We start from the raw sequence: 10,088 nt of genomic DNA on the forward strand, positions 1-10,088 counted from the left end.
AGGCCTGCGTACTACCGACCGGGCACCATGCCCGGCTTCATGTCTTGACGTACTTCGCCAGCTCCGGCGGCAGCCATGGCTTCACCGATTCCATGGCCTGCATCACATAAGGGCGGCTCACCGCGTCGCGCCAGAACGGTTCTTCCGGCAATTTCGTCAAGCTGGCCAGCGTGACCATCACCATCACCAGCAGCACGCCGCGCAGCAGGCCGAACACCAGTCCCAGCCCGCGGTCGGCGGGCTTGAGCCCGGTGCTCTCCAGCAGCTGCCCGACCACCATGCCGGCCAGCGAGGCGCCCAGCACGGTGCCGATCAGCAGCACCACGAAGCCCAGCGCATGGCGCGCCAGCTCGCCGCCAGGCATCGATTCAGGCATCCAGCCCGCGGCCACCGCGCCATAGCGGAACGCCACCCAGAACGCCACCACCCAGCCGATCAGCGAGAGCACCTCGCGCACCAGGCCGCGCAGCACGCCGAGCACGCCCGAGGCCAGCAGGATGAAGACCACGGCATAGTCGAAGAAAGTCGGCTGCATCGTTGCTTGCGGCCGGGCACAGGCGCCGGCCGTGCTTGCCCCTTACTGTTCCACGACCTTCGAGGTCAGCCCCACCGCGCGCACGCGCTTGTCGGCGGCGTCGGCGGCGTCACGGTCGCTGAAGGGGCCGGCACGCAGCAGGATGCGCTCGCCATCGGCCAGCATTTTCTTTTCGACATAGGCCGGGACCTTGCTCGCCTTGAGCTTGGCCAGCCAGCCCTTGGCGCGCTCTTCGGAAGAAAAGGCGCCGATCAGGATCAGGTACTTGCCGCTGCCCGGCAGCTTGGCTTCGGGCTTGGCTTCAGCCCGTTGCGCGGGCTTGTCCGCGGCGGCTGCGGCGGTGGCCGCAGGCTTGGGCGCGCTGACGATTTCCTCGCCGGCGTCCAGCGCCTCGGCATCATTGCGCGCCGCCGGCGTAGGCGGCAGCGGGTCGGCCTTGCGCGGCTCGACGCGGGGCTTCTGCGCCCCCTGCGCGCCCGTGACCCCGTTTGCGACCTTTACCGAGACGTCCTCGGACACCGGCCGCGGCTTGGTCTCGAACACGATCGGCAGCACGATCACGGCGGCCACCATCAGCACCACGGCGCCGATCAGGCGGCGGCGCGCGCGCTGCTTCTGCGGAAATTCGGGGTCGAGCGTATCGTCGGCATAGTCATCGGCCAGACGGCGCGACGAGGCAATGCCTGCACCCGTGTCGGTGCGCTGGCGCCGCGCACGCTCGGGTGCCGGGTCGTTGCCCTTGCGGGAAGAAAACAGCGAAAGCAGGCCCATAGATTGGTTCGGTGATACGGCCTTGTGGGGCCGCTCGTTGCGTTTGCCGCTCATTGATCGGCCAAGGCCGCCGGGGTTGCCAGGTCAGCGGGCGCCGGGGCGCCTGCTTCAGTTAGCCTGCGTGGCACGATAGGCCATCACGCCGGCGACGGTATAGAACGATCCGAAGACCAGAATTCTATCATTCTCGGTGGCTCGCTCGATGGCATCGCGGAATGCCGCCTCGGGGCTGGAAAAGCAGGCCGCGGTGGCGTCCGGCCCGGGGCGGAATCCGCCCGCGTCCAGCTTGGCCAGCAGGTCCGCGGCACTGGCGGCGCGCTCGGTCGGCAGGTCGCACAGGCACCAGTGGTCGACCTTGTCGGCCACGTGCTGCAGCACCCCGGCGATGTCCTTGTCCTGCATCGCGCCGAACACCGCATAGGTGTAGCGGAAGAACCCCATGTTCTCCAGGTTTTGCCCCAGCGTGGCCGCCGCATGCGGATTGTGCGCCACGTCCAGAATCACCGCCGGGCGCCCCGGCAGCACCTGGAAGCGTCCCGGCAGCTCGACAAAGGCCAGCCCGTTGCGCACTTCCTGTGCGCTGACCGGCAGGCGCGGGCGCATGGCCTGCAGCGCGGCCAGCGCCGCCGCCGCGTTGAGCAGCTGGTTGGCCCCGCGCAGCGCCGGGTAGCCCAGGCCGTTAAGCTTGCGCCCGCCGCCGCTCCAGTCCCATTGCTGGCGCTCCTGGCCCTTGGCGGCGTGGAAATGGTAATCGCGCCCCACCAGCCACAACTCGGCGCCGACCGCTTCGGCGTGCGCCACCAGCGACTTGGGAGGCATCGGGTCGCCACAGATCGCGGGCACGCCCGGGCGGAAGATGCCGGCCTTCTCGAAGCCGATTTCCTCGCGCGTATGGCCCAGGTACTGGGTATGGTCGATATCGACGCTGGTGACGATGGCGCAGTCGGTATCGATTACGTTGACCGCGTCCAGCCGCCCGCCCAGGCCTACTTCCAGGATGATCGCGTCCAGCCCGGCCGCGGCGAAGGCATGGATGATCGCCAGCGTGGTGAACTCGAAGTACGTCAGGCTGACCGGGTCGGCAAAGCTGTTGCGTGCGCGCTCGACCGCCTCGAAATGCGGCAGCAGCTGCGCATCGGTGGCGATCTCGCCATTGATGCGGGCGCGCTCGTTGAACGAGATCAGGTGCGGCGAGGTATGGCAGCCCACCTTGTAGCCGGCCTCCAGCAGGATGCGCTCTAGCATCGCGCAGGTAGAGCCCTTGCCGTTGGTGCCGCCCACCGTGAACACCACAGCGTCGATGCGCAGCCCGAGGGCCTCCTTCACGCGCGTGATGCGCGCCAGGCCCATGTCGATGCCCACGGGATGGGCGGTTTCGAGATGGGCAAGCCATTCGGGGAGCGTATGGAAGACAGGCATGTGGGGTGCGAGGAAAAGCTGTTGCTACCAGATTTGGCCAGCCAGCGGCAAAGTCAAGGCCAGGCTTGCGCCCGGCCCCGAGATAGCGGCCGGGGCGGCCAAGAAAAGCGAAAGGCGCGTCAACCACCCGCGCCCTTGATCTGCCATGCAGACGTTGTTATGCCACCGCGTCGGCCGGCTGCTTCTGCAGCAGCGCCAGCAGCTGCGCCAGTTCCGCGCGCATCTTGCGGCGGTCGACGATCATGTCGATGGCGCCCTTCTGGATCAGGAATTCCGAGCGCTGGAAGCCTTCCGGCAGCTTCTCGCGCACGGTCTGCTCGATCACTCGCGGGCCGGCAAAGCCGATCAGCGCCTTGGGCTCGGCGATCACCACATCGCCCAGGAAGGCGAAGCTGGCCGATACGCCGCCCATGGTCGGGTCGGTCAGCACGCTGATGAACGGCAGCTTGGCCGCGCTCAGCTGGTTCAGCATCGAGGTGGTCTTGGCCATCTGCAGCAGCGACAGCAGGCTTTCCTGCATGCGCGCCCCGCCGGTGGCGGTAAAGCAGATGAACGGCACCTTCTGCTCCAGCGCGGCCTTCGCGCCGCGCACGAAGCGCTCACCCACCACCGAGCCCATCGAACCGCCCATGAACTCGAACTCGAAGCAGCTCACCACCACCGGGATGGTGTGGATGGCACCGCCCATCACCACCATGGCATCGGTCTCGCCGGTGTCGTCCATGGCGGCCTTGATGCGGTCCGGGTACTTCTTGGAATCCTTGAACTTGAGGGCGTCGACCGGCACGATCTCCTGGCCGATCTCATAGCGGCCTTCGGCGTCCAGCAGCCCGTCCAGGCGCGCCCGTGCGCCGATGCGCATATGGTGGTCGCACTTGGGGCAGACGTGCAGGTTGGCCTCGACGTCGGTCCGGTACAGGGTGGACTCGCACGACGGGCACTTGACCCACAACCCCTCAGGGATGCCCTTGCGGGTGCTGGGGTCGGTCTGTTGAATCTTGGGGGGCAGGAGTTTATCCAACCAGCTCATGAAAGCTCCTTTCGGATGACTGCGGTCCGCCGGCAAGCCCGGTGTCGGGACGCCTGTTGGCGGATGGCAGGGAATCAACCCGCGAATTTACCATGCCGGCCCGGTGACCTCGAAGCGCAACGCGCGATTTGCGCACAACACATCACTCCACAAGGTTTGCCGGGCCGGCATTACATCACTTCAGCTGTCCAGCGCCTGGCGGATCTCGGCAATAAACGCCTGCAGCGTCGCCACCGCCTGTTCGCGCGGGGTGTCCTCCAGCAGCTGCACCAGGCGGCTGCCGATCACCACGGCATCGGCCACGCTGCCGATGGCGCGCGCGGTCTGCGCGTCGCGGATGCCGAAGCCCACGCCCACCGGCAGGTTGGCATGCTGCTTGATCAGCGGCAGGCGCGCCGCCACGCTGTCCAGGTCGATCGCGGCCGAGCCGGTCACACCCTTGAGCGACACGTAGTACAGGTAGCCGCTGGCCACGCGCGCCACGGCCTCGATGCGGGCATCGGTCGAAGTCGGCGCCAGCAGGAAGATCGGGTCCATGCCGTTGTCGCGCATCAGCGTGGCGAACGACTCGCACTCCTCGGGCGGATAGTCGACCACCAGCACGCCGTCCACGCCAGCCTCGCGCGCGGCAGTGGCAAAGACCTGCTCGCCCATGCACTCGATCGGATTGGCGTAGCCCATCAGCACCACCGGGGTGTCGGCATTGGTCTGGCGGAACTCGCGCACCCACTGCAGCACCTGGGTCAGCGACACGCCCTGCGCCAGCGCGCGCTCGGAGGCGCGCTGGATCACCGGGCCGTCGGCCATCGGGTCGGAGAACGGCACGCCCAGCTCGATCACGTCGGCGCCGCCCGCCACCAGCGCGTGCATCAGCGCCACGGTCAGGCCGGGCTCGGGATCGCCCGCGGTGATAAACGGAATCAGGCCCTTCTTCTGCTGCGCGGCCAGCGCCGCGAACGTCTTCTGGATACGGGACATATCAGGGAATCAGGTGAGGCCGCGGCGCCGGCGAGACATCGTCGTTGGCGGCGGCCAGGGTTGGGGTGGCGGCAGGCTCGGCGGCTGCATTCGTGACGGCAAGGGCTGCAGCGGCGGCAGACACGCGATCGCATGCCACCTGCACATACTCCGGATTGATCTCGAAGCCGGCAAAGCGCCGTCCGTGGCGCAGGCAGGCCACCGCGGTGGTGCCGCTGCCGGCGAACGGATCCAGCACCAGGCCGCCCGGCGGACAGCTTGACAGCACCATGCGCTCGACGATCTCCAGCGGCTTCTGCGTCGGGTGGTTGGCGCGCTCCGGGTCCTGGCGGTGGATGCGCGAGACGCTCCACAGGTCCTTCGGGTTGTAGCCCACCTCCAGCCACTTCTTGCCTTCGAAACGCGGACGGCTGCGCGCCTTCTTGGTCTCGGGGTCGTAGGGAATGCGGACCGGGTCGAGATCGAAGTAGTAGTCGCGCGCGCGCGCAAAAAAGCCGATGTTGTCGTGCACCGACGAGAACTTGCGCGTGGTGCCGCCCATGCTGGGCACGCGGCGGTCCCAGATGATCTCGTTGATCATGGTCAGGCGCCGCTTGAGCATCACGAACAGCTCGGGCGAATACTGCCAGGTGCAGAACAGGTAGAGCGTGCCCTTGGGCGCGAGCTTGGGCACGACCGCGTTCATCCAGCGCTCGGACCAGTCGAGATACTCCTGGCCCGACAGCAGGTCGGAATCGTTGCCGTAGTCCTTGCCCAGCCCGTAGGGCGGATCGGCGACGATCAGGTCGACCGAGCCGTCCGGCAGGCGGGCAATGCCCTCGAACATGTCTTCCTGGAACAGGCGCAACTGGGCGGAATCGGGCGCACCGGACGCATCCGGTGCACCCGCGCCGCCCACGGCAAGTCCGGTCGGAGGCAGCGCGCGCATCAGAGCTTGAGCCCCGCGCGCTCGGCCACGGTGTGCATGTCCTTGTCGCCGCGGCCGGACAGGTTCACCAGTAGCAGCTTCTCCTTGGGCAGCGTCGGCGCCAGCTTGCAGGCGTAGGCGATGGCATGGCTCGATTCCAGCGCCGGGATGATGCCCTCGATGCGGCAGCAGTCGTGGAAGGCCTTGAGCGCTTCCTCATCCGTGATCGGCACGTACTGCGCGCGGCCGCTGTCCTTGAGCCAGGCATGCTCGGGGCCCACGCCCGGGTAGTCCAGGCCGGCCGACACCGAATGGGTCTCGATGATCTGGCCGTTGGCGTCCTGCAGCAGGTAGGTGCGGTTGCCGTGCAGCACGCCCGGCGTGCCGCCGGTCAGCGAGGCCGCGTGGCGGCCGGTGTCCAGGCCGTCGCCGGCGGCTTCCACGCCGATTAGCTGCACGTCCTGGTGCTCGATATACGGGTAGAAGATGCCCATGGCATTGGAGCCGCCGCCGACGCAGGCGATCACGGCATCCGGCTGGCGGCCCGTCATCTCCGGCATCTGCACCTTGGATTCCTCGCCGATCACGCACTGGAAGTCGCGCACCATCATCGGGTACGGATGCGGGCCGGCCACGGTGCCGATGATGTAGAAGGTGTTCTCGACGTTGGTGACCCAGTCGCGCATGGCTTCATTGAGCGCGTCCTTGAGCGTGCGCGAGCCGCTTTCCACCGGCACCACGGTGGCGCCCAGCAGCTTCATGCGGTAGACGTTGGCGGCCTGGCGCTTGACGTCCTCGGCCCCCATGTAGACCACGCACTCCATGCCGAAGCGCGCGGCGATGGTGGCCGTGGCCACGCCGTGCTGCCCTGCCCCGGTCTCGGCGATCACGCGCGGCTTGCCCATGCGCTTGGCCAGCAGCGCCTGGCCGATCACGTTGTTGATCTTGTGCGCGCCGGTGTGGTTCAGGTCTTCGCGCTTGAAGTAGATCTGCGCGCCGCCGAGCGTCTCGCTCCAGCGCTGCGCGTGATAGATCGGCGACGGGCGGCCGACAAAGTGCTTCAGTTCGCGGCGGTATTCGGCATCGAACTCCGGATCCTTCTGGTAGTGCGCATAGGCTTCGCGCAGCTCATCGAGCGCGTGGATCAGCGTTTCGGACACGAAGGTGCCGCCATAGGGGCCGAAATGGCCACGGGAATCGGGCAAGTCGTACATATCTAGACTCTTCGGAACAGCGGCCTTGCCTCATCCGGCAAGGGCGCATGGTTGACTGCGATGCGTGTGCGCGCATGCGGCAGGCCATAGGCGGCATGGGGAAAGACGCGGGAGACGGCCCGGCTCATCCTGCCTCGGCACTGCGCACAGCACGCACGAACGCGGCGATGCGGGCGTGGTCCTTCACGCCCTTGGCGGCCTCTACCCCGCTGCTGACGTCCACAGCGTAGGGCCGCACGCGTTCAATCGCACCAGCGACGTTTTGCGCGTTCAACCCACCACTCAAAACGATGCGAGGAGCGCCGCTTGCGTTCGGGTTGCCGGTAGCTGGTACCGGGGGAGTAGGCGGAAGCCATGCCGGGGGAATCAGGGTCCAGTCGAAGACGTGGCCGCCACCGCCGTAGCCTTCGACGAAGGCATCAAGCAGCAAGGCAGCGGCATCACGGTATTGATCGGCAAATTCTACCAAATCGAGGCCCTGGCGCACACGGGCGGCGCGCAGGAACGGTAGCCGGCAGCGTTGTGACGCCTGCGAGCAGAACTGCGGGGTCTCGTCGCCGTGCAGCTGCAGCAGCGTCAGCGGCACGCGCTCGGCCACATGGGCGATGTCTTCCAGGTCGGCATTGACGAACAGCCCGGTGATCGCCACGAACGGCCCGGCGGCCTCGGCCAGCGCGGCGGCGCGCGCCACGTCGACGTAGCGCGGGCTGTTCGGGTAGAACACCAGCCCGATGGCGTCGGCGCCGGCGTCCACGGCGGCGCGCACGTCGTCCTCGCGCGTCAGGCCGCAGATCTTGATGCGGGTGCGGGCCGGCATGTGCACTGTGCTGCCCGCCGTGCTACCGTCGGCGGCCTCAGGCTGCGTCATCGAACACTCCATGGAACAGGCTCGCGGACGGATCGGCCGCGGGGATCTGGTAAGGATCAGGATACTTGACGCCGACCAGGTAGAGGCCGTCCGGCATGAAGGTCGGCGCCGCCAGCTTGCGCTCGCGCCCGGCCAGCACCTGCGCCAGCCATGGCGCCGGGTAGCGTCCGCGCCCCACCGCCACCAGGCAGCCCATCAGGTTGCGCACCATGTGGTGCAGGAAGGCGCTGGCGCGAAAGCGCAGGAACACCCAGTTGCCGTCATCCTTGATGGTGACGTCGTACATGGTCTTGACCGGCGACTTGGCCTGGCATTCGGCGGCGCGGAAGGCGGAGAAATCGTGCTCGCCGACCAGGCACGCGGCGGCCTCGCGCATGGCGTCGACATCCAGCCGCTGACCCGGCGGCAGCATCTGGTAGCCGGCGCGGCCGTGCACCAGCGGCACGCGGTGCGGCCCGGTGTAGAGCGCGTAGTAATACATGCGTTCGAACGCCAGGAAACGGGCGTGGAAGCCCTGGTCCACCGGCAGCGCCCATTGCAGCGCGATCGACGGCGGCAGGAAGGCGTTGACGCCGCGCACCCAGGAAAATGGCTCGCGCTCCAGGGCCGTGTCCAGGTGGATGACCTGGCCGAGCGCATGCACGCCGGTATCGGTGCGCCCCGCCACAGTGGTCAGCAGGCGCACCCCGGCAAAGCGCTCGATGGCGTTTTCCAGGTGATCCTGCACGGTATTGCGGTGCGGCTGCGACTGCCAGCCGGAAAAGGCGGCGCCGTCGTAGTGCAGGCCAAGAGCGATGCGGTTCATGTCAGGGGATCGGGCAAGGCGGCGGGTACGTCCGGGCGCAATGGTTCACGCCAGGTCCGCCGAAAAAGCAAATGCGCCGGAAGGGACGCTTCCGGCGCATCGCTTCAGGCTGCGGCAGCGCGTGCCGCGGCCGGACCGTCAATGATAGCTCAGGCCACTTCCTGCAGCAGCGAACGGGCCTCCGCCTGCAGCGGGTCCTGCGACTGCTCGACCACTTCCTGCAGCAGTTCGCGCGCGCCTTCCTTGTCGCCGATCTCGATATAGGCACGAGCCAGGTCAAGCTTGATCTGCATGTCCCGCCCGCCGTCCACGCCGTCGACCGACAGCGTGCTCGGCGAACCCCCGTGCGTGAGGTCGCCGCCGGTTTCAGGCGCCACGCGCGATAGGTCGATCGGCTCGGCCAGCTTGCCGTCGCGCAGCATGGTGGTGGCGGGCAGCGGCATGGTGGCCTCGTCCAGCACATCCTTGCCGCGGGCGTCGGCTTGCGCGGCGCTGCCCAGGTCAAGCGACAGCCCCGACATGTCGAACTCCAGCGGACGGCTACGGGTCGGCGTGTCAAGGGTGGGCACGTCGTCGGCAAGCGGGTCGGCGCCGGTGCCAGGCAGGCCGAGATCCAGCCGCACCGGCTCGCCGGCGTCGTGCGCGTCAGCGCCAAATACCATCGCCGCGGAAGCAGGCGCAACGATCGGCTCGCCGGCCGCCGGGGCCGGGAAGGCATCCAGCGGCAGCGCCAGGTCACCCAGCGACGGCTCCAGCCGCGCGATCGAGGCCGGATTCTGCGACGGGTCCTGGGTGCGCCACTGGTCGGTTGCCGGCGATGTCGTATCCGGCCCCGCCGCTTCGGGCGTCACCGCCAGGAAGAGCGCGTTGCCCGGCTCGAGCGCGCGCCCCATTTCTGCTGCCTTCAGCCATTCCGCCCCGTGTCCGCCGGTCTGGGCGAACATTTCTTCTGCAATCACGCGGAAACCTTCCACATCCTGTCTGTTGCTGTAAATCTCCAGGAGCTTGAGCCGCACCGGCTGCTGCTCCGGGTTCTTCTCCAGAGCTTCGCGCAGGATTTCCTCCGCCTGCACATCGCGCCCATAGGCGATATAGACCTCGGCCTCGGCGATCGGGTCGACCTCGTTGGCTTCCGGCGTGTTGTTGCCGATGCGGAAGTCCGCGCCGAACACGCTGTGCTGCGAGGTGTCGACGCTCTGCCCCCCGGCCGTGCCGAACAGCGAATTGGCACCGGCCATCACCGTGCTTTCCTGCGACAGGATGCTGTCGCCGAAGCCGGTCGCCTCGCCCGCCTTCTGCTGCTGGCGACGGCGATAGATCGCATAGACGCCCAGCAGCGCCACCAGCAGGCCACCGCCGGGCAGCAGCATGGGGTTGGCCAGCAGGCCATCAATGAACGACGGTTGGGGCACCGGCTCGGGCTGGGCCGCCAACACCGGCGGGCGCTTGGCCGCGGGGGCCGACGCGGCGGCTGCGGCCTGCGCTGCGCTGGCAGGGATGGCCGCAGCCGGCTGCGAGGCTGGGACGGCTGCCACGGCGGAGGCTGCCGCGGGCGCCACGG

10 protein-coding genes are annotated in these 10,088 nt (G+C 68.1%); all 10 read right to left on the reverse strand.

All coding sequences use genetic code 11. The features are described 5' to 3' along the window. Positions 1-37: 37 nt before the first annotated feature. On the reverse strand, positions 38-535 hold the full coding sequence (locus tag AC1Q7H_RS32630) for a CvpA family protein (RefSeq protein ID WP_013957404.1): 498 nt from the start codon (positions 533-535) through the stop codon (positions 38-40). Positions 536-577: 42 nt separating this feature from the next. After that, positions 578-1,306, reverse strand: coding sequence for an SPOR domain-containing protein (locus AC1Q7H_RS32635; protein ID WP_013957405.1), 729 nt, complete (start codon positions 1,304-1,306; stop codon positions 578-580). Between the two features lie 108 nt (positions 1,307-1,414). After that, positions 1,415-2,725: a bifunctional tetrahydrofolate synthase/dihydrofolate synthase gene (gene folC / locus AC1Q7H_RS32640; protein ID WP_013957406.1), complete on the reverse strand. Its 1,311-nt coding sequence runs from the start codon at positions 2,723-2,725 to the stop codon at positions 1,415-1,417. Between the two features lie 157 nt (positions 2,726-2,882). After that, complete coding sequence (accD, locus tag AC1Q7H_RS32645; protein ID WP_013957407.1) at positions 2,883-3,755, reverse strand: acetyl-CoA carboxylase, carboxyltransferase subunit beta; 873 nt, start codon at positions 3,753-3,755, stop codon at positions 2,883-2,885. 180 nt (positions 3,756-3,935) lie between these two features. Beyond that, positions 3,936-4,733 (reverse strand): tryptophan synthase subunit alpha, encoded by a 798-nt coding sequence (trpA, locus tag AC1Q7H_RS32650; protein ID WP_013957408.1) that lies wholly within the window; start codon positions 4,731-4,733, stop codon positions 3,936-3,938. A 1-nt stretch (position 4,734) separates the two neighbouring features. Continuing rightward, positions 4,735-5,661 carry a DNA-methyltransferase gene (locus AC1Q7H_RS32655; RefSeq protein ID WP_010814635.1) on the reverse strand — a complete coding sequence of 309 codons (927 nt, stop codon included), beginning with the start codon at positions 5,659-5,661 and terminating at the stop codon, positions 4,735-4,737. Next, complete coding sequence (trpB, locus tag AC1Q7H_RS32660) at positions 5,661-6,854, reverse strand: tryptophan synthase subunit beta (RefSeq protein ID WP_013957409.1); 1,194 nt, start codon at positions 6,852-6,854, stop codon at positions 5,661-5,663. Before trpB ends, AC1Q7H_RS32655 begins: the two co-directional genes overlap by 1 nt. Positions 6,855-6,978: 124 nt before the next feature. After that, positions 6,979-7,722 (reverse strand): phosphoribosylanthranilate isomerase, encoded by a 744-nt coding sequence (locus AC1Q7H_RS32665; protein WP_492382145.1) that lies wholly within the window; start codon positions 7,720-7,722, stop codon positions 6,979-6,981. After that, complete coding sequence (gene truA / locus AC1Q7H_RS32670; protein WP_013957411.1) at positions 7,709-8,527, reverse strand: tRNA pseudouridine(38-40) synthase TruA; 819 nt, start codon at positions 8,525-8,527, stop codon at positions 7,709-7,711. Before truA ends, AC1Q7H_RS32665 begins: the two co-directional genes overlap by 14 nt. A 149-nt stretch (positions 8,528-8,676) precedes the next feature. Continuing rightward, a partial coding sequence (locus AC1Q7H_RS32675; RefSeq protein WP_492382146.1) for a motility hub landmark protein FimV occupies positions 8,677-10,088 on the reverse strand: 1,412 nt, incomplete at its 5' end.

This window comes from Cupriavidus sp. GW823-FHT06D04 (genome assembly GCF_058795055.1).

Bases quoted from the DNA above. Each gene is read 5' to 3' on its own strand.
- trpB (WP_013957409.1), bottom strand. From the start codon at position 6,854: ATGTACGACTTGCCCGATTCCCGTGGCCATTTCGGCCCCTATGGCGGC.
- truA (WP_013957411.1), bottom strand. From the start codon at position 8,527: ATGAACCGCATCGCTCTTGGCCTGCACTACGACGGCGCCGCCTTTTCC.
- AC1Q7H_RS32655 (WP_010814635.1), bottom strand. From the start codon at position 5,661: ATGCGCGCGCTGCCTCCGACCGGACTTGCCGTGGGCGGCGCGGGTGCA.
- AC1Q7H_RS32635 (WP_013957405.1), bottom strand. From the start codon at position 1,306: ATGGGCCTGCTTTCGCTGTTTTCTTCCCGCAAGGGCAACGACCCGGCA.
- trpA (WP_013957408.1), bottom strand. From the start codon at position 4,733: ATGTCCCGTATCCAGAAGACGTTCGCGGCGCTGGCCGCGCAGCAGAAG.
- AC1Q7H_RS32665 (WP_492382145.1), bottom strand. From the start codon at position 7,722: ATGACGCAGCCTGAGGCCGCCGACGGTAGCACGGCGGGCAGCACAGTG.
- accD (WP_013957407.1), bottom strand. From the start codon at position 3,755: ATGAGCTGGTTGGATAAACTCCTGCCCCCCAAGATTCAACAGACCGAC.
- folC (WP_013957406.1), bottom strand. From the start codon at position 2,725: ATGCCTGTCTTCCATACGCTCCCCGAATGGCTTGCCCATCTCGAAACC.
- AC1Q7H_RS32630 (WP_013957404.1), bottom strand. From the start codon at position 535: ATGCAGCCGACTTTCTTCGACTATGCCGTGGTCTTCATCCTGCTGGCC.